Here is a 19,639-nt window from a genome sequence, read left to right on the forward strand (position 1 = left end):
GAAGGAGGGGGATGTAAGGTGAGTTTAGTATTATTACTTTTTATAATTGGGTTTATAGGATCGTTTATATCAGGAATGGTTGGAATTGGCGGTGCAATTATTAACTATCCAATGATTTTATACATTCCAGTACTGTTAGGATTTACTGGCTATACGTCTCATGAAGTGAGCGGTATTACAGCGGTACAAGTATTCTTTGCAACTTTTGCAGGTGCGTGGGCATATCGGAAAAGTACTGATATGAATAAAACGTTAGTTGTGTATATGGGAGCTAGTATATTAATAGGAAGTTTTATAGGAAGTTTTAGTGCAAATCTATTAGATGAACATGCTGTAAATGTTGTTTATACAGTATTAGCGACCATTGCAGCTATGATGATGTTTGTACCGAAGAAAAATAATAGCGGAGCAATTAATTATAATAAATGGTTAGCAAGTGTGTTAGCGTTTATTGTAGGAGGTGTTTCGGGCATTATTGGAGCTGGCGGTGCATTTCTTTTAGTTCCTATTATGCTAGTTATTTTAAAATTACCATTGCGCATGACGATAGCAACATCTATCGCTATTAGGTTTATTTCTTCAGTAGGGATTACGACTGGAAAAATGATTACTGGACAAGTAGTTGTGATTCCAGCTCTAATTATTGCGGTTGCAAGTATATTTGCTGCGCCACTTGGAGCACGAGTCGGGAAGAGGATAAATCAAAAAGCACTACAATATATGTTATCGATTTTAATTGTAGGCACCGCTGTTAAAATGTGGGTCGATATGCTATCAAAATAAAAGGATGGTGCTGCTTACAGCCCATCCTTTTATTTATTACCCGTAAACCCCACGGATTATAGTTTTAATTTATGCCCAAATAACTTTCATTAAGTTTTTATACTCGTCATTTGCTAATTTATATAGCATTCTTGTATGTTCAAAGACAAGTGCTGGATTAAAATTTGGTTCTGAGAATGCAAGAGATGTTGAAATATCAATTGCATTTTGCTTGTTTAATGTGAATTTTGCAAAGCGATAAGATGTATTTAATTCATTGATGACATGTAAAATATCATTTGTTGATGTTGCATCAGGCACGTGAGCAACATTGAAGCAGTATATATCCACCGTAGGATGTTCGTTTTGGAAAGCAGCGATAAGTTGAATTTTTGCGCCAGCTTCAGTCTCTAATCCTACTGAAAAATGAACAGAGCCATCATTTTCATCTATATTTTCTTCCATGTATATATCGTTGGATTTTAAGTAGTCTTTAAAATCTGAGATGTTATGTTTTACTGCAGCTTTCATATGTATGAGCCCCCTGATAATTGGAATAGATTGCTACTATTTATTATAATTTAAAAATATTAAAAAAGATAGTTAGAAAGTTCTGATTTTTGTATTTGGAAGAATAAAAAGAAGCGGTTCTCTACCTCCATAGAGAACCGCTTCTATATTATTCATTGTCATTAGACGATGTTTCTGTACCTTCACTACTATTTTCATTTTTGCTTGATTTGTGCTCGTTCTTATTTTCAGACTTAGATTCTTTTGTCTTTTTCGAATCAGAGTCTGAGTCAGACTTTGTATATGCAGGTAGTCCAAGATGAGTACGAAGTTCATTTGTAACATTAGCTAATTCTTTTTTATCTGGATTGTAATAGTAAGTTCGACCACCACCAGCAGATTTGCTACAAGTATCGTCACCTTTTGCCATATAGCAATCATCACCTTGGATTTGTAATTTCTCAATTTCCGAATCCGATCCATATTTATAGAATGAAAGCATATCATCAAATGTTAAGTTTGTAACGAATTGTCCGTTAATATCATCAATGATGCTGCCAACTTTTGTTACAGAACCAACACTTGTTAGTTTCTTTAAAATAGCCTCGATAACGAGTTGTTGACGTTGTCCACGCATTGCATCACTATCGATGTGTCTTGTTCTAGCAAGAGCAAGAGCTTCTTCGCCATTTAACTTTTGAACACCTTTTTCTAGGTGAATTGCCTCAGCATTATCATTGCTATCTTGCTCAGTAAATTCAACTGGTACATCAACTTCAACACCGCCCAAGTCATCGACGATTTTTATAAATGATTTAAAGTTAAATTTCACAAAATAATCAACAGGAACATTCATTAATTTTTCAACTGCATCAATGCTTGCTTGTGGTCCACCATTTTTTCCATTTTTAGCAGAACCGAATGCATGAGCGTGTGTAATTTTATCTTTTTTCTTTTCTATTGGAATATAAGTATATGTGTCACGTGGGATACTTAATAGTTTAACAGTTTTGCTATCTTTATTAAATGTTGCAAGTAAAAGCGCGTCTGTTCTTATAGCTTCACCATATTCTTTTCCACGGACATCGCTTTCATCAACACCCATTATTAAAACAGAGACATTGTTTGTAATAGGTTTTACAGCCTTATCACGTAAATCAGATTTATCACCGCGTGCTAAATCGTGTGCGGCATTTCGAACAGCAGAAGATGCTTTATTTACTAAAAACCAAGTATAACCGCCGCCTATTAATAAAACGAATAGTATAGCGCTTATAATAATTTTTATTTTTTTCTTATTTTTTTTCGGTTTATTGCGTGTATTTTCTTGCAAAGATGGGTTTTGCTCCATTTCCTGTACTCCTTCATTTGGATTGAAATACGACACTCATATCCACTTATTATAATGAAATTTAGCGAAAAAAAACATTACAAATCATTTACATTTCGTAAAAATTCAATTTATTTATAAAAAGTCAGATTTTCTATATGTTATTTTTTAGATGTAGAATAAGTATAAGGGCTTTTAGTAGAAATGAAAATATATATTATGAGAAAGTGATAGGGAAGTAAGATTTGTTGAAATATAGCCAAGAAGAAATGAGTAAGCTTACTTATTTCTTCTATATAATAAAGAAGAATTTGACGGATAAAGGAGAGAGCATAATGAATCATACATCATTCCGAGCAATCATTGTGAACGAAAAGGAAAATCATCAGTTTGTAAGAAAAGTTGTTGAGAGAGAAGTAAGTAGTTTACCTGAGGGAGACGTATTCATACAAGTTCATTATTCTTCATTAAATTATAAAGATGCTCTTTCAGCTACTGGTAATAAAGGTGTTACGAGAACATATCCTCATACGCCAGGAATTGATGCAGCAGGAGTGGTTGTAAGTAGTAAAGATGCTACCATTAAGGCAGGAGATCAAGTCATTGTAACGGGATATGATTTAGGGATGAATACTTCTGGTGGTTTCGGAGAGTATATTCGCGTGCCATCATCTTGGATTGTCCCTTTACCAGAGGGAATGTCATTAAAGGAAAGTATGATGTACGGAACAGCAGGTTTTACAGCGGCTTTATCAGTATATAAGCTTATGAGAGCAGGTATAACCCCTAGTATGGGGGATGTTTTAGTAACGGGTGCTACAGGCGGCGTAGGGAGTGTAGCTGTAAGCATTTTAAGTAAGTTAGGGTTTAACGTAGTAGGAGCGACAGGGAAAATGGAAGAGGAAGATATGCTACTACGTCTAGGCGCGAAAAAAGTGATTCATCGCGCGGAATTGAATGATGAATCAGGAAGACCAATGTTAAAAGGGATATACGCGGGGGTTATCGATACTGTAGGTGGACGTATGTTAGAAACAGCTTTAAAAACAGTAAAGTATGGTGGTTGTGTAACGACATGCGGTAATGTGGCAGGTCAGCAATTACAAACAACGGTATATCCGTTTATTTTACGAGGCATAAGCTTTTTAGGGATAGATTCTGTGCAATGTCCAGCAGATGTGAGAAGTGATGTGTGGACGCTTTTAGCGAATGAATGGGGAAATAAAGAGTTACTATCTTATACAGAGGAATGTACATTAGAAGAACTAGAGAAGAAGTTTGCACTTATATTGCAAGGAAAGTTAAAAGGAAGAACAGTTGTTAAAATATAATGAAAAAAGAGACGCTTAAGTTAGCGTCTCTTTCTTATCATAATGATTGTTTTAAATTGATTTTACCTTGTTCACCTAAAACACCATCAGCAATATTTACAGCGTGATCACCAATGCGCTCTAAGTTACTTACCATATCAACGAAGATGATACTTGCATCACCTGAACAGCTACGTTCGTTCAGACGTAATACGTGACGTTTACGAAGAACACGTTCCATTTGATCGATTTTACGTTCTTTTGCAATAACAGTTTGAGCTAGTTCAGTATCGAAGTTTGTTAAAGCTTCAACTGAGTCTTGCAGTGTTGAAATAGTTAATTCTAGCATTTCGTTTAATTCAGCTAATGCTTCATCTGATAGTGAAACACGGTTTGAAATTTGGAAATCTACAAGTTCTACAAGGTTTTCTACATGATCACCCACACGTTCAATATCTCCAACAACACCTGCTAAAACGGAATGTTTTTCAGAATCCGTAGGTGAAAGTGGCTTTTCTGATAGTAAAACTAAATACTCGGTAATTTTTTTATCTAAATTGTTAATAGCTCCTTCTAATTGAGTAGCCATGTCAGCGTGTTTTTTATCTTGTGTGTTCAAAAATTGGTTTGCTTCTTTTAATCCATGTAATGAAAACTCAGCCATACGAATAATCTCTTTTTGTGCTTCTGTTAATGCGATAGCAGGAGATTGTTCAATAAAGATTGGATTTAAATGTTGCGGTTTGAAGTCAATAGCTGCATCTTCCCCGCGAATAATTTTTGTTACAATCCATGCTAATACTGCAATAAACGGAAATTGAATAATAGTATTCGTTACGTTAAACGTTCCATGTGCAAATGCAATTGTCATTTCTGGATTCAAGTTTAATGACGTTTGGAAGTATAGAATTAAATTTGTAAAAGGTATTAATAAAATTGTAAAGATGATTGTACCGACGATATTAAAGATAACGTGAACTAATGCTGCGCGTCTTGCAGCAATTGAAGTACCGATTGCTGCTAATACAGCTGTAATTGTTGTACCGATGTTATCACCAAACAATACAGGAAGGGCAGCTTGTAAATCGATTGCACCTTGACCGAATAGTTCTTGTAAAATACCGATTGTTGCACTTGAACTTTGTACAATTAAAGTAAAGACTGTACCAACAACAATACCTAAAATTGGATTATCACTCATGCTAACTGTTAATTCTTGGAATGATTCTAAAGAGCGAAGAGGTTTCATGCCTGTGCTCATTAATTCTAAACCGAAGAATAACATACCAAAACCGAATATAACTTGACCTAAAGAATGTACTTTTTTATTTTTAAAGAAGAATAGTAAGATTGCTCCAACTGCCATAATTGGAAGAGCATATTCTCCGATTTTAATTCCGATAATAAATGCAGTAACCGTCGTACCGATGTTCGCACCCATAATAACACCGATTGCTTGTCTTAATGTCATAAATCCGGCACTTACAAGTCCGACTGTTAAAGCGGTTGTTCCTGAACTGGATTGGATTAATACAGTAACTAACATACCAGCTAGTACACCCATTAGTGGGTTTGTTGTAAAGCGATCTAGAATATCGCGAAGACGATCTCCAGCTGCTTGTTGCAGTCCATCGCCCATGTATTTAATCCCGAATAAGAAAATACCTAATCCACCAATGAACTGGAAGATCATATCTTGAACATTATATTCCACGCATTCCACTCCTTAAATTTCATGTGCGATGTAATTATTAACTGAACCTTGAGTTACTGTAAACGGTTTGCTAGTAAAATTTACACTAAATTTACAAAGAGAAGAAAAGTTTACAATCCCTTAAAGAAACAGCTGTATTTTATTGGTTTACATCTTATTTAAATCTTAATTTTGTAAAGAAATCACACTTTTTAGAATAATATTGTTCAGTCGAATATCAAGGAAAGCGTCTGCGAGTTCATCGTATATTTTTTGAGGAAAGTTAAAAAAATATGTAGGAAAATGCATGTAGTTTTATAATAGCAAAGCGAGGAAAAACAATTTTTTTAACACGATAAAAAAGCCACTGAATTATCCAGCAGCTTTTTCCGTGTTTTTATCGCCATGCTTTTGTTTTCTTATGCTTGTAATGTAAATGAAGAGAAAAGCAATAAGTAATAGAGAGGAGTAACGATATACAGTTGCATAGTTTGTAAAGTGAGCAATAAATCCAAATATAATTGCTCCAGCGCCTATTCCAAGGTCAAATGCGGAGAAAAATGTAGCAGTTGCTACGCCGCGTCGATGGGGTGCTACGCGGTCAATCATCCATGCTTGTAGTGCAGGTTGGATCGCTCCAAAACCACTTCCGTAACATGCTGCAGCAATAATTAAGCTCGGAATTGTCGTCGTATACGACAATAAAATAATGCCTGTAAACGTTATAATAACTCCCGGAATGATGACGAATGTATGCCCTTTCGCATCATATAGCTTTCCAGAGAATGGACGAGTCACAGCGATTGCTAGTGCGTTACATAAAAAGAAGAGACTAATATCAGCTATGCCGACTTCTGTAGCAAATAGTGTGATAAAACTTCCGATTCCTCCGTACATTAATGTAATACATAATATTAATAATGAAGGAAGTAAAGCTTTACGCTCAATAAATCCATCGAGAAAAGTACTAGATGATTGTTGTGGCGGCTGTTTCGTTTTTTGGATTTGAAGTAGCTTTGTTAATATTAATGAAACAATTGTGCACGATAATGCACATAAAAAAAGAATTGTGAAATTATATGTTTGCATAAGCCATAGTCCGATAAGTGGACCGAGGGCCATTGCAATTGTTCCAGAAAGGCCAAAATATCCCATGCCTTCTCCGCGGCGAGCTGAGGGAATTAAATCAGAAACGACAGTTCCATATGTAGTCGTTGTAACACCGAAACCAGCTCCGTGTAAAATACGAACAGCAAGCAAGAGAAAGATTGTTGAGGCGAAAAGGTAACTGCCCATAGCGAGTAAACAAATAGCAGTACCGATCATTAAAATGATTTTTTTATTAAATTTTTGCAAGGCGTTCCCAGTTAGCGGTCTAACAAAAAGTGCCGCAACGGTAAACATGCCGACAACAAATCCGATATTGGAACTTGTGCCACCAATTTCTTTCACATAAACAGGTAAGGTTGGAATTAACATTTGAAACCCTAAAAACATACATAAGTTTGCAAAAATTAAAGCAACAAACTCTTTTGTCCATAACGGCTCTCGTTTTACGAGTATTGCTTCTCCCATATATTCATCCCCTATATAAAATTTTCCCGCTATTAACGGGCAGTAAAACTCCCACCTCAAAATCGGACTGGAGCAAAGAAGTTAGGTGGGAGATCAACTGCCCGTAAATGCCCGATTGGTTCAACTAATAATCAGTGGGGGATGAACCCCCCCCTCACTGATTAAAGTTTCACTTTATCTCTTTTCTTTCGAGTATATGTATTGGCCAATGAAACAGTCAAGGAAGGTGTCTTGAAAACGGATAACAATTTTTAAGATGAAAAACTGACAAATTTGTGTAAAAGCTACACAACTATGAAAAAAAGATGTAAAGTATAGATGTATAGACTTGTAGGTGTTAAGAATGATAGAAATTATTTTTTCTTTAAAGAAAGCGGATTCAAAAGAGTAGTGAACAAGAAGGGGATATATACTTTTTCACTACATATATTTGAAAAGGTTTACAATATGATGAAGAAAGAGGCGTGTACATATGAGACGATTAGGTATTTCTATTTATCCAGAACATTCAACAGTAGAGAAAGATAAGGAGTATTTAACATTAGCAAGTAAATATGGATTTACACGTGTGTTCACATGTTTATTATCTGTGGATGGAGAAAAAGAGAAAATTATAGAAGAATTTAAAGAAACGATCTCTCATGCGAATGCATTAGGGTTCCAAGTATTAGTTGATATTAGTCCATCTGTTTTTGAACAATTAGGTATTTCGTATAATGATTTATCATTCTTCCATGAATTAGGTGCGTACGGTATTCGTTTAGATGTCGGTTTCTCAGGATTAGAAGAATCAATTATGACTTATAATCCGTATGGTTTGAAAATTGAGATTAATATGAGTAATGGTACGAAGTATGTAGATAACATTATGAGTCATAGACCAAATCGTGAAAATTTAATTGGTTGTCATAATTTTTATCCGCATCGTTATTCAGGGTTATCATACGATCATTTCATTAAATGCTCGAAACAATTTAAAGATTACGGTATGAGAACGGCTGCTTTTATTTCATCATTTGATGCAACATACGGACCTTGGCCAGTAACAGAAGGGTTATGTACATTAGAGCAGCATCGTGAATTATCGATGACAACACAGGCGAAGCATTTATTCGCGACGGAATTAATTGATGATGTTATTATTGCAAACGCATATGCGTCAGAAGAAGAATTACAAGCACTAAGTGCATTAAATAAAGAAAAACAAGCATTTGATATAGAACTATATGATACAACGACAGAACTAGAAAGAATTATCGTATTAGACGAACCACATTTTTATCGAGGAGATGTATCTGAATATATGATTCGTTCTACACAAAGTCGTGTGAAATATAAAAAAGAAGAGTTTAAACCTCATAATACGCGCGAAATTAAGCGTGGAGATTTATTAATTGACAATGAGCAATATGGCCAGTATAAAGGTGAATTACAAATTGCATTAAAAGATATGGTGAATACAGGAAAAACAAATGTAGTTGGTCGAATTGTAGAAGAAGAGATTTTCTTACTAGACTATTTACAAGCATGGGATAAATTCGGATTCACATTAAAGAAATAGAGAGAATATAAAGGGGAAAAACTACTGATTTCAGCAGCGTTTCCCCCTTTATATATAAAGAGCGAGAGGAAGAGCTATGACAAAGGTGCATCAGCGATTAATTTCTATTTTAGAGGAATTTTTAGAAGAGAAATCGATGTTAAATCGAGCTTTTTTAGCGGGCCGTTTACATGTATCAACGAAGACGATTCAAAAGGATATAAAATTATTAAATGATATATTGGAAGAAAACGGAGCGAAAATCGAATCGCAAAGAGGGAATGGGTACGAATTAGAAATTATACAAAAGAAGAAATTTGAAGACTTTTGTGTGAGTCTATTTCAAAAACAGACGGAAAAGATCCCAACTTCTTATGAAGAAAGAATAGCGTACATTCTGCAGCGTGTTTTAATGACAGAGGAATATGTGAAGCTTTCAGAATTAGCGGAAGAGATGTATGTGAGCAAATCAACGGTCAATTTAATTATGAAAGATGTTACAGATATATGTGGTCGCTATAAATTACAAATTGAGAAGAGACCGTATTATGGTATACGTATTGTTGGAGAGGAATTTAATATTCGTTCTTGTTTATCACAATATGGTTTCCCGCGTTATGACCATACTCCGTTTCATGAGCAATTTGAGCAGACGGAGACATATTTATCGCTACCTCATATATCACTCATTCGTTCAATTATATTAAAGTATATTGAAGGCGGAACAATATATTTATCTGATATAGAAATTGATAATTTAGTCATTCATATTGCAATTGCATTAAAGCGTTGTCAAAGTCAACATTATATGAAAGGACTACATGCGGAGCAATCAGAACTTATAATAAAGAAAGAATATACAATTGCGAAGCAGATTTTAGGAGATTTAGAGAAAGAGTTAAAATTTTCATTTCCAGAAGAAGAAGTATTATATGTGACGATGCATTTATTAAGTACTGCTGTTACAACGAGAGGTCGCTATGAAAATGTAGAAGAGCTATTAGGGAAAGATATATATGCATTTATGCAACATATTCTTTTTAAAGTAGCGGAAGAACGGAATCTTATTTTTTATTATGATGAAGAATTATTATTTGGATTTGGTATTCATTTAAAAACGTTATTAAATCGTTTGAAGTATAAGTTAAATACGAGGAATCCTCTTTTGGCAGAAGTGAAAAAGAATTATCCGTATGCTTTTGAAGTTGCGGTTCTTGTTGGAGATATCATTGGTGAATATATGGGTGAATCGATTCCTGAAAGTGAAATTGGTTATATTGCAATTCACTTCGGCGGAGCGATGAGCCGTTTGCAGGAGCAGAATCAAAAGAAAAGATGCTTATTAGTTTGTGCGACTGGTCAAGGAAGTGCACAACTATTAAAATATAAAATTTTATCACAGTTCCGAGATAAATTAGAGATTGTAGGTATTACAGGCTATTATCAATTGAAAGTAGAAGATCTTTATAAAGAAAAAATAGATTGTATTATTAGTACGATTCATATACCGAGTGGCTTGCCTGTTCCAGTTATAAAAGTGAATTCAATATTTGATGATAAAGAGATTAAATCGATTGGTCAGCGATTGTTTACGCATGTGAATACTAGTGTGCAGCCTTATATTAAGGAAGATTTAATCTTTTTAAATCATAGTGCTTCTACGAAAGAGGATGTTATTCAGTTTTTATGTGAGAAAGCTGCTGAGAAACGCTATGTACCAAAAAACTTTTATGCTTCTGTTATGGAAAGAGAAAATACGTCTCCGACAGCGGTTGGGAATTCAGTTGCAATCCCGCATCCGATGCAGTTATTAAGTGAGGAAACTTTTTTGATGTTTTGCACACTTGAAAAGGCTGTTGATTGGGGAGATAAAAAAGTACAAGTAATTATTTTATTTAGTGTAAAGCGCAATAATAATGAAGATTTGCAAAGGCTTTATGATTTTTTATATGATATTATGTCTAGTCAAACTACGATAGAGAAACTTACTCAGACCGAGTTAATTGAAGATTTTCAAGAGATTTTATTATCATTTTGAAAAAGTATATAAAAACTTCCGTTACATAACGGAAGTTTTTTATGTTTAATTGTATGCGTTTTCATAATAAGATAAAAACATAGAAAACATATAGCTTGGGGGAATTTAAAATGGCTGATATGCAAACTCCATTTGCATTAATTTTACATGGTGGCAATGCGAGAAGTGCGGCGCTTGAAGCAATTGCTTTTGCAAGACAAGGAGATTTCGGGAATGCCAGTGAAAAGATGAAACTTGCTAGTGAGGAAATTTCATCAGCTCATCGCATTCAAACGGATTTAATTCAAGAAGAGGCAAGAGGAAATCATGCAGAAATCAGTTTACTGTTAGTGCATGCGCAAGATCATTTAATGAATGCAATTACAGTAAAAGAACTGGCTGAAGAATTTATTGCTCTTCATAAACGAGTAGAAGAGAAAGTGACAGTATAAGATGTACATTTTATTATGTTGTGCAGCAGGTATGTCAACGAGTATGGTCGTAAGAAAAATGCAAGAAGAGGCAAAGAAACAGGGGAAGAATTATAAAATTAAGGCAGTTGATTCAGAACTAGTGAAGCTTGAAATTAAGGAAGCCGATGTCGTTTTAATTGGCCCACAGGTGAAATATTTATTTCCAGCTGTAGAGTTTCTTGCAAATTCATACAATATACCAGTTGCGATCATAGACCAACGAGATTATGGAATGTGTGATGGTTTGAAAGTGCTTAAGCAAGCGGAACAATTAGTTTTAGCATAATTATATCTTTTTAAATATAAACATTATAATGTTATAAAGTTTATTTCATTCTTTTATAGTAGAGAGGAAGAGGAGGGCTATTGATGAATGGGTTTATGAGTTTTATGGAACAAAAGATTATGCCAACAACGCAAAAAATTGCAGGACAACGACATTTATTAGCAATTCGAAATGGGGTTATTTCTACATTACCGTTAACGATCGTCGGATCATTTTTCGTCATCTTTTTAAATTTACCAATTGATGCATATATGGAATGGATCGCACCGTTTCGCCATATTTTAGATATTCCATTCCGATTTACAGTAGGACTAATGGCATTATACGCAGCGTTTGGTGTAGGGGCTTCGCTCGCGAACTTTTATCAGCTCAATCAGTTAAGTGCAGGGTTATTATCTGTACTCGCCTTTTTACTAGCATCAGTTGAACCAATTCAAATTACGAAAGCTGTACCAGGTGTTATTGATGCAGGTAGATACATTTCAATAGGAACATTAAGTGCAACGTCTTTATTCGGCGCAATCGTTACAGCTTTAATTGCAGTAGAAATTTATCATTTTATGATTAAGCATAATATCTCGATTAAATTACCAGATAGTGTACCACCAGCAGTTTCAAATTCGTTTGCAGCATTAATTCCAACATTAGCAGTTATTCTTTTATTCTGGGGCATTCGCTACGGTTTGAAATTTGATGTAAATACAACAATTACATATTTAATCGCACCATTAAAATCAGTATTAGTAGGAAATAATTTATTCGGCGGTTTATTAACAGTATTCTTAATCGTGTTCTTCTGGTCATTCGGTATACATGGCCCTGCGATTTTAGGACCGATTATTCGTCCAATGTGGGATTCAGCAATTCTTGAAAATATGGAAGTGTTCACGGCTACAGGAAATGCACATCAGTTACCAAACTTATTTACAGAGCAATTCATTCAATGGTTCGTATGGATTGGCGGATCAGGTTCAACGTTAGCTTTAGTCATTATGTTTATGTTCTCTAAATCTAAGTTCCTAAAAGAGTTAGGGAGATTATCATTCGTACCAGGTTTATTCAATATTAACGAACCAATTATTTTCGGGGCACCAATTGTAATGAACCCAATCTTAATTATTCCGTTCGTTATTACACCGTTAGTGACAACGACAGTATCATATTTCGCAGTTGTTTCAGGTATGATTCCACTTATGATGGCGAAACTGCCATTTACGATGTTAGCACCGATTGCAGCGGTGATTAGTACGGACTGGACAATTATGGCTGGTGTACTTGTACTTGTTAACTTTGTTATCTCATTCGTTATTTACTATCCATTCTTCAAAATGTATGAGAAACAACAATTAGCAGGAGAGGAGAAAACAGAATGCTCGGAGCAATTATCATCTTAATTACATTCGTGGTCGGACAGTGTATTGCCCATTATTCGAAATGGGTACAAAGTAAATCTTTATTAGTGTTACTACTCGTATCAGTTTTATTTATCGGTTGTTCAATGGGTGCATATGTAATGTTAGGATTGCAATCACCGTACGTAATTATTGTACCAACGATTTTATGTGCAACTTGTTTATCTGCAAAATATAGATTTACGAGCATAGCATTAATACAACGTGTGAAGGAGATGCAAAAGCATGGAGCGTAAATTAGGAATTTCACTTTATCCAGAACATTCAACGAAAGAAAAAGATATGGCATACATTTTGGCAGCGGCACGCCACGGTTTTTCCAGAATATTCACATGTCTATTATCTGTGAATCGTCCGAAAGAAGAAATTGTAGCTGAATTTAAAGAAATTATTAATCATGCAAAAGATAATAATATGGAAGTTATTTTAGATGTAGCTCCGGCGGTATTTGATCAACTTGGTATTAGCTATAGCGATCTATCATTCTTTGCAGAGTTAGGTGCAGATGGTATCCGTTTAGATTTAGGTTTTGACGGACTAACTGAAGCGAAAATGACGAATAATCCGTACGGTTTAAAAATCGAGTTAAATGTAAGTAACGATATTGCATACTTAGAAAATATCCTTTCGCATCAGGCAAATAAACCAGCTTTAATTGGTTGCCATAACTTTTATCCGCAAAAATTCACTGGTCTTCCGTATGATTATTTCATTCGCTGTAGTGAACGCTTTAAAAAACACGGTATTCGCACGGCAGCATTTATTACGTCACATGCAGCTAACATCGGTCCATGGGATATTAATGACGGATTATGTACGCTAGAAGAGCATCGTAACTTGCCGATTGAAGTACAAGCGAAACACTTATGGGCGACAGGGCTTATTGATGACGTTATTATCGGAAATGCCTATGCGAGTGAAGAAGAGTTAGAGAAACTAGGAAACTTAAATCGTTACATGTTACAGCTAAAGGTAAACTTTGTAGACGAAGCGACTGAAGTAGAGAAGAAAGCGACACTGCAAGAATTACATGTAAGACGCGGCGACATAACAGAATATATGGTGCGTTCTACAGAAGTACGTAAAAAGTATAAAGACTATGACTTCCCAGTGCGCGAAAGTGTATTACAGGAAAGAGGGCAAGTTGTAATTGGAAACAACTCATTTGGTAAGTATAAAGGTGAACTTCAAATCATTCTAAAAGAAATGCCGATAGATGAACGGAAAAATATTGTCGGTACAATTGCAGAAGAAGAGTTATTCTTACTAGATTATGTAGGAGCTTGGACACAGTTTACTTGTGTGGAATAGGGTAGGGCAGGAGAGGATGCTATGACATCCTCTTTTTTCTGTTGAAATAGTAATCTCTCGTATATAGAATGCAAAGAGATAGATTTAATTTAGACGGGAGAGAAGGAGATGGAAGGGTATATAGATGATTTATTAAGGCGGATGGCTACAGATATATGGCATCGTGCGTATGATGAAGCAAAAGCGTTAAATGACTTATTAATTTTTCCTTATTTACAGGGGAAGTTAAGCAAAGCAAAAAAGGTATCTATGAAGAAAGATATTTATTATTTAATGACGAAACTTGCTATTAATACGAAAGAAATTTGTATTGCAGATTATCTTATAGATTGTTTGGAATATGAAGACAGTCCGACTTTGTTAAGTGAATTGCTTAGTAATATTTATACATTACCAGTAGTAAGTAGTACAAATAAAATTATTCCTTATATTTATCATAAAAACGATAGTGTTCGTTTTTTACATAAGTTTGTTGATCGTGAAGAAGTTTTAAAGACATTTGATAAAGTGTACAAAAAACGAGGGAATTTATTTATGTCAGAGCGAAAGTGGCTTCGAGACAACATTGCTTACTTTCAAGAGAAAGATAGAATGTGAGAATCATAAAAAAAGAGTCAGCCTCAATAATAAGACTGACTCTTTTTTATATGGTAACTAGTTTAATACTTTAACTGTAACTGTTTTACGTCCCCAGTTACTAGATGTGCCTTTATCTGGCATTAAAACATCGATTTTATTTCCTTTAATAGCTCCACCAGTATCACCAGCGATTGCTACTCCGTAACCTTCAACCCATACTTTTGAACCTAATGGAATGACACTTGGGTCAACTGCAATAAGTTTCATGTTTGGATTAGCTGTTAAGTTGTGACCTAAAGCTGATTTTACTTGGTCGCCTGCTTTATAACCATTTTCAAGTGGATCTGCTGTGTAAGCAGTTGCTACAACGCGTAGTTCACGAGAAGATGATGGTGCACTTGTTTCAGTTTCTTTTGCAACAGGTTGTTGTGTAGCAGGTTTTTGAGCTTTAGCTGCTTCACGAACTTTAGTTGCCTCTTGAGCTTTAGCTGCCTCACGAGCTTCAGCTGCTTCTTGAGCTTTAGCTGCTTCACGAGCTTTAGCTGCCTCTTGAGCTTTAGCCGCTGCTTGAGCTTCAGCTGCTTCTTGAGCTTTAGCTGCTTCACGAGCTTTAGCTGCTTCTTGAGCTTCAGCTGCTGCCTGAGCTTTAGCTGCTTCTTGAGCTTTAGCTGCTTCACGAGCTTTAGCTGCTTCTTGAGCCTTAGCTTCTGCTTGAGCTTCTGCCGCTTCACGAGCTTTAGTTGCTTCTACTGCTTTAGCTTTTGCTTGAGTTTCAGCTACTTCCTGAGCTTTAACTGCTTCACGAACTTTAGCTGTATCTTGAACTTTAGTTGTTTTTTCAACTTTAGCTACTGGTTGAACTTTAACTGGTGCTTTACCTGTTAAGTAAGGAACATGAACATAAGCTGTTTTTCCGTTATATTCAAATTGAATCCAATCATTTTGTACTTGGTGTGTTGTTTCAATTACATCATCTTTTTTCAACTTACCAAGAATCTCTGAGTCTGTGTTTGCTCCAGCACGTACGTTTAATACGTTTGCTGTTACGTAGTAAGTGTCTTTTGTATAGTCAGCGCTTATGAAAGCTTCTTTACCGCTATTCAATTGAACTTTTGACCAACCATTTTCTGTATGTAAAACATTTACTTTATATCCATCTAATAATTTTCCTACAACTTTTGATTCAGTAGTTGGGTTTTCTCGTACGTTTAGTACGTCAGTCGTTACGATTGTTTCTGCTTTAGCAGATGTTGTGAAAATCCCAAGACCAAAAACCGCTGCTGTTGCTATACCCATAAATTTTTTCATAATAGCCTCCATTGCATTTGTTTTCGTTGACCTCATTATAGCAACCATTATTTTCTTATTTGCGAAAAACATAAAATTACAAAGCTTTCGTAACGGGGCATTAATATTCTGTAACAATTCCATAAATATCCTGATAGCGCTTCCTTGTTGTTTTTTGGCGTATTAGGGCATATGAAACACAAAATGAGTAGCATTTCAATTACTGTAACGTTAATAATGTTACAGTGATATTTCTTGATGATATCTATGATATTACAAAAGTAGCGTATTTTACTGTTTGAATGGAAATTTAGTTATGAAAAGATAATCTTTTTAGGCGTGAAAATATATAAATGAGGTGAAATTTAATAAAATATCGATATAATTGTTACAAAATCAGTCGAAGTATGGGAAAAATTACGCCTTGATTTTCGTCTGTTACATAGTATTTTTGCAATAATAGAATTAGATAATAGCCTTAGTACCTATAAATAATGAAGAGTATTAGAATGATAGTTGTAACGTGAAACATATATAATAGAAGAAACTCAATTTAGTAGATGAATAAAAAACGCAGGAGTGTAAACTCCTACGTTTTTTATTCATATCGTAAACATTCAATTGGATCCAGTTTTGCAGCTTTGTTAGCTGGTAGTAGACCGAATATAATACCAATTAACATAGAGATACCTACTGCAAGAAGTCCAAGTTCTTTTGAGACAACGAGTGGCCATCCGGCAAAGATGGAGACGATCCAAGCGAAGAAGATGCCGAGCATGAATCCGATGAAACCACCTAGTCCTGTTAAAATACAAGATTCAATTAAGAATTGTGTTAATACTTTACCACGCGTTGCACCAAGTGCTTTACGAATACCAATTTCACGTGTACGTTCTGTTACAGATACAAGCATGATGTTCATTACACCGATACCACCAACAAGTAAGGAGATAGCAGCAATACCACCGAATACCATTTTCATCATACCGATAGATTCGTCTAATTGCTTCGTAAATTCACCTAAGTCCTGTGCTTTGAATTTATTTTCAAATTTAGGAGATTTCATTTCGTTTAAAACAGAAACGGCTTGTTTTTCTACACTTTTACGCTCTGTTGGGGAGGTCATTGTTAATTTTACAGAGTCATACTCAGTTACTCCTGAAATGACAGGGACATTTTCAAGTGACGTATACCCTTCAGCCATAGCCATTCCGAATTCATTTTTCGTTTCGTACACACCGACTACCTTATACGGCTTTCCTTTTATATCAGTGTATAAATTTGATTCCCAACCATTAAATAATTTATTGAAAGCTTCTTCATTTAATATAACAGCAGGAATTGCTTGTGTTAATTCGCTGTCGTTTAATTCGCGACCGTGAACTAATTTTATTTTCGAATCTGTCATGAAGTCGCCTGTTCCACCTATTAAATCAAGCGAGACATCTTTTGAACCAGAAGCTGCTTTTACTTTCATACGTACATCTGGATACACATCCTTAACGCCTGGAACAGTTTGAAGACGTTTTAGCATATCAGCTGTAATTTTGGCAATATCTGTTCCATAGTCAGAGTTATCGTAGTAAATCGTTATTTCATTATCTTTTCCTTGGCCTAATTCTTTTTTAAACTTTGCGTTTGTACCATCACCCATTGAAATGATAGTAATGATAGCGCTAATACCGATAATAATACCTAACATCGTTAAGATAGAACGCATTTTATGAGCAAAGATAGAGGAAAGGGCCATGCGTATATTTTCACTCGTGTTCAAAATTAACCTCTCCAATCTTGGACGATATTTCCGTCACGAATTACAATTTGACGTGCTGCAGCTTCTCCAATTTCACGATCGTGGGTAATCATAATGATTGTTGAGCCTTGTTTGTTTAATTCGTAAAAGAGGTCCATAATTTGTGTACTCGTTTTCGTATCAAGTGCTCCCGTCGGTTCATCGGCTAAAATGAACTTTGGATTATTTACGATTGCACGTGCAACTGCGACACGCTGTTTTTGTCCACCTGATAATTCGTTCGGTAAGTGAGTAGCACGATCAGCTAAACCTACTTTTGTTAAAGCTGCTAGTGAGCGTTCACGTCGCTCTTTTTTATCAACACCTGCATAAATAAGAGGCAATTCAACATTTTGCATTGCTGTAAGTCTCGGTAATAACATAAAGTTTTGGAATACGAATCCGATTTCTTTATTACGGACATGTGCAAGTTCTGTTTCAGACATATTTGAAATGTTTTGTCCAGCCAGCTCGTACGTACCTGTCGTCGGTTTATCTAAGCAACCGATAATGTTCATTAATGTTGATTTACCAGAACCAGAAGGTCCCATAATAGAAGTGAATTCTCCTTGGTTCAGTGTTACGTCAATTCCATGTAATATTTGAACGGATTCTGTACCATTTTGGAAGGATTTCGTGATGCCTTTTAAGTTAATCACTGGGCGACAACCTCCATACCATCTTTTAAGTCTTTTTCAGGTTTAGAGATAATTTCCTCGCCTTTTTTCACTCCAGAAACTTTTGCTTCGCTATCAGTTTCGAATTCAACAGTAACTGCTTGTTCTTTCGCTTTACCGTCTTTTACAACGAAGACAACATTTTTATCACCTTTTTTCACGATACTGCTTTTCGGAACAATTGTACCAGTTGCTTCGCCAGATTTACTTGTTACGTAAACGTGGAAGCCGTTTTGTAGTTCGTCACTATTATCTAATGTGACAGTGAATTGATAGTTAGAAACAGTTTTATTTTCATCCATGCTCTTTAAAGGTGTAGAACCGATTTCTGTTACTTTTCCTGTCCAAGTCTTACCAGCGACAGTTTTTGATGAAACAGTTACTTCTTGCCCAACTTTCATACTAGCAAGCTCATATTCAGAAAGTTGACCTTTTACTTTAAATTGACCAGCGTGACGAAGAGTAATTCCGCTCATACCTGTTTTTTCGTCAGCAGTTTTTACGATATCATCAATTACGCCATCAGCAGGACTTGTTACAGAAAGAGTGTTTACTTTCTCTTTTGCTGCTTTAATCATTTCATCAGCTTTTTCAACTTCAAACTTTTTCATTTCAAGTTGTGATTCTAATTGCCCAACTTCAACTTCTGATGCTTTTAATGCTTCAGCAGGAAGGCCTGCATTTTTATCTTTTTGTAATTTTTGTTTCGCTGCATCAATTTGTTTTTGGAACAATGTTACTTCTTTTTGTGCGATTTTCTTTTGCATTTCTGCTTCTGTTATACCTTGTTTCGCAGTCGGATCATTGTATTTAAATAGAAGCTGACCCTTTTTCACTTCATCGCCTTTTTTAACAGCTAATTCATATGTTCCTTTTGTTGGATCGAATGAAATAGTTTCAATTCCATTTGGAATAACTTCGCCACCAAATTTTTGCGCGTTTTGGATTTGTTTTTCAGTTACTTTATATCCGCTATATGCCATTGCTACTTCTGAACCGCCACCAGCAAATGCAAAGTATGATCCAGCTGCAATTCCGATTGCTACTACACTAGTAATTAACACTTTATTTTTCTTCTTCATCTA

At 35.3% G+C, this 19,639-nt stretch carries 18 protein-coding genes; 10 read left to right on the forward strand and 8 right to left on the reverse strand.

Going from position 1 to position 19,639, the window contains the following annotated elements; translation table 11 throughout:
• Positions 1-18: 18 nt before the first annotated feature.
• Positions 19-783: a sulfite exporter TauE/SafE family protein gene (locus AXW78_RS03945; RefSeq protein ID WP_061883799.1), complete on the forward strand. Its 765-nt coding sequence runs from the start codon at positions 19-21 to the stop codon at positions 781-783.
• 69 nt (positions 784-852) lie between these two features.
• Here the strand turns inward: AXW78_RS03945 and AXW78_RS03950 are convergent, their stop codons facing one another.
• Together AXW78_RS03950 and AXW78_RS03955 are read right to left on the reverse strand one after the other, a co-directional pair.
• Positions 853-1,293 carry a hypothetical protein gene (locus AXW78_RS03950; RefSeq protein WP_000642362.1) on the reverse strand — a complete coding sequence of 147 codons (441 nt, stop codon included), beginning with the start codon at positions 1,291-1,293 and terminating at the stop codon, positions 853-855.
• Between the two features lie 148 nt (positions 1,294-1,441).
• Positions 1,442-2,623 carry an LCP family protein gene (locus AXW78_RS03955; RefSeq protein ID WP_000437394.1) on the reverse strand — a complete coding sequence of 394 codons (1,182 nt, stop codon included), beginning with the start codon at positions 2,621-2,623 and terminating at the stop codon, positions 1,442-1,444.
• A gap of 314 nt (positions 2,624-2,937) precedes the next feature.
• On the opposite strand from AXW78_RS03955, the gene AXW78_RS03960 reads away from it, so the two are divergent.
• Positions 2,938-3,933: a YhdH/YhfP family quinone oxidoreductase gene (locus AXW78_RS03960; protein ID WP_001016953.1), complete on the forward strand. Its 996-nt coding sequence runs from the start codon at positions 2,938-2,940 to the stop codon at positions 3,931-3,933.
• Positions 3,934-3,970: 37 nt separating this feature from the next.
• Here the strand turns inward: AXW78_RS03960 and AXW78_RS03965 are convergent, their stop codons facing one another.
• Together AXW78_RS03965 and AXW78_RS03970 are read right to left on the reverse strand one after the other, a co-directional pair.
• Positions 3,971-5,626 carry a Na/Pi cotransporter family protein gene (locus tag AXW78_RS03965; RefSeq protein WP_000456252.1) on the reverse strand — a complete coding sequence of 552 codons (1,656 nt, stop codon included), beginning with the start codon at positions 5,624-5,626 and terminating at the stop codon, positions 3,971-3,973.
• A gap of 351 nt (positions 5,627-5,977) precedes the next feature.
• A complete protein-coding gene (locus AXW78_RS03970) occupies positions 5,978-7,180 on the reverse strand; it encodes an MFS transporter (protein WP_000503246.1) in 1,203 nt (400 codons plus the stop codon).
• A gap of 472 nt (positions 7,181-7,652) precedes the next feature.
• On the opposite strand from AXW78_RS03970, the gene AXW78_RS03975 reads away from it, so the two are divergent.
• The 8 genes from AXW78_RS03975 (at position 7,653) to AXW78_RS04010 (ending at position 14,816) form a co-directional block, all read left to right on the forward strand.
• Positions 7,653-8,741 (forward strand): DUF871 domain-containing protein, encoded by a 1,089-nt coding sequence (locus tag AXW78_RS03975; RefSeq protein ID WP_001253356.1) that lies wholly within the window; start codon positions 7,653-7,655, stop codon positions 8,739-8,741.
• A 76-nt stretch (positions 8,742-8,817) separates the two neighbouring features.
• Positions 8,818-10,758, forward strand: coding sequence for a BglG family transcription antiterminator (locus tag AXW78_RS03980; RefSeq protein ID WP_000169787.1), 1,941 nt, complete (start codon positions 8,818-8,820; stop codon positions 10,756-10,758).
• Positions 10,759-10,868: 110 nt separating this feature from the next.
• Positions 10,869-11,189 carry a PTS lactose/cellobiose transporter subunit IIA gene (locus tag AXW78_RS03985; protein WP_000774633.1) on the forward strand — a complete coding sequence of 107 codons (321 nt, stop codon included), beginning with the start codon at positions 10,869-10,871 and terminating at the stop codon, positions 11,187-11,189.
• A 1-nt stretch (position 11,190) separates the two neighbouring features.
• Complete coding sequence (locus AXW78_RS03990) at positions 11,191-11,496, forward strand: PTS sugar transporter subunit IIB (protein WP_000275642.1); 306 nt, start codon at positions 11,191-11,193, stop codon at positions 11,494-11,496.
• An 83-nt stretch (positions 11,497-11,579) separates the two neighbouring features.
• Complete coding sequence (locus AXW78_RS03995) at positions 11,580-12,890, forward strand: PTS sugar transporter subunit IIC (protein WP_001013044.1); 1,311 nt, start codon at positions 11,580-11,582, stop codon at positions 12,888-12,890.
• Positions 12,866-13,144, forward strand: coding sequence for a hypothetical protein (locus AXW78_RS04000; protein ID WP_061883800.1), 279 nt, complete (start codon positions 12,866-12,868; stop codon positions 13,142-13,144). The genes AXW78_RS03995 and AXW78_RS04000 overlap by 25 nt, the downstream gene beginning before the upstream one ends.
• On the forward strand, positions 13,134-14,219 hold the full coding sequence (locus AXW78_RS04005; RefSeq protein WP_000440029.1) for a DUF871 domain-containing protein: 1,086 nt from the start codon (positions 13,134-13,136) through the stop codon (positions 14,217-14,219). The genes AXW78_RS04000 and AXW78_RS04005 overlap by 11 nt, the downstream gene beginning before the upstream one ends.
• A 108-nt stretch (positions 14,220-14,327) precedes the next feature.
• Complete coding sequence (locus AXW78_RS04010; RefSeq protein ID WP_000399415.1) at positions 14,328-14,816, forward strand: hypothetical protein; 489 nt, start codon at positions 14,328-14,330, stop codon at positions 14,814-14,816.
• A 57-nt stretch (positions 14,817-14,873) separates the two neighbouring features.
• Here AXW78_RS04010 and entC read toward each other — a convergent pair whose 3' ends face one another.
• From entC to AXW78_RS04030, 4 genes are all read right to left on the reverse strand, one after another.
• Positions 14,874-16,229, reverse strand: a complete 1,356-nt coding sequence (gene entC, locus AXW78_RS04015) for a cell wall-binding protein EntC (protein WP_061883801.1) — start codon at positions 16,227-16,229, stop codon at positions 14,874-14,876.
• A gap of 454 nt (positions 16,230-16,683) precedes the next feature.
• A complete protein-coding gene (locus tag AXW78_RS04020; protein ID WP_003300097.1) occupies positions 16,684-17,835 on the reverse strand; it encodes an ABC transporter permease in 1,152 nt (383 codons plus the stop codon).
• 26 nt (positions 17,836-17,861) lie between these two features.
• Positions 17,862-18,536 carry an ABC transporter ATP-binding protein gene (locus AXW78_RS04025; protein ID WP_000609108.1) on the reverse strand — a complete coding sequence of 225 codons (675 nt, stop codon included), beginning with the start codon at positions 18,534-18,536 and terminating at the stop codon, positions 17,862-17,864.
• Positions 18,533-19,636, reverse strand: a complete 1,104-nt coding sequence (locus AXW78_RS04030) for an efflux RND transporter periplasmic adaptor subunit (RefSeq protein WP_000728827.1) — start codon at positions 19,634-19,636, stop codon at positions 18,533-18,535. Before AXW78_RS04030 ends, AXW78_RS04025 begins: the two co-directional genes overlap by 4 nt.
• Positions 19,637-19,639: the final 3 nt, after the last annotated feature.

Source organism: Bacillus thuringiensis, assembly GCF_001595725.1.
In the GTDB taxonomy this organism is placed as follows: domain Bacteria; phylum Bacillota; class Bacilli; order Bacillales; family Bacillaceae_G; genus Bacillus_A; species Bacillus_A thuringiensis_K.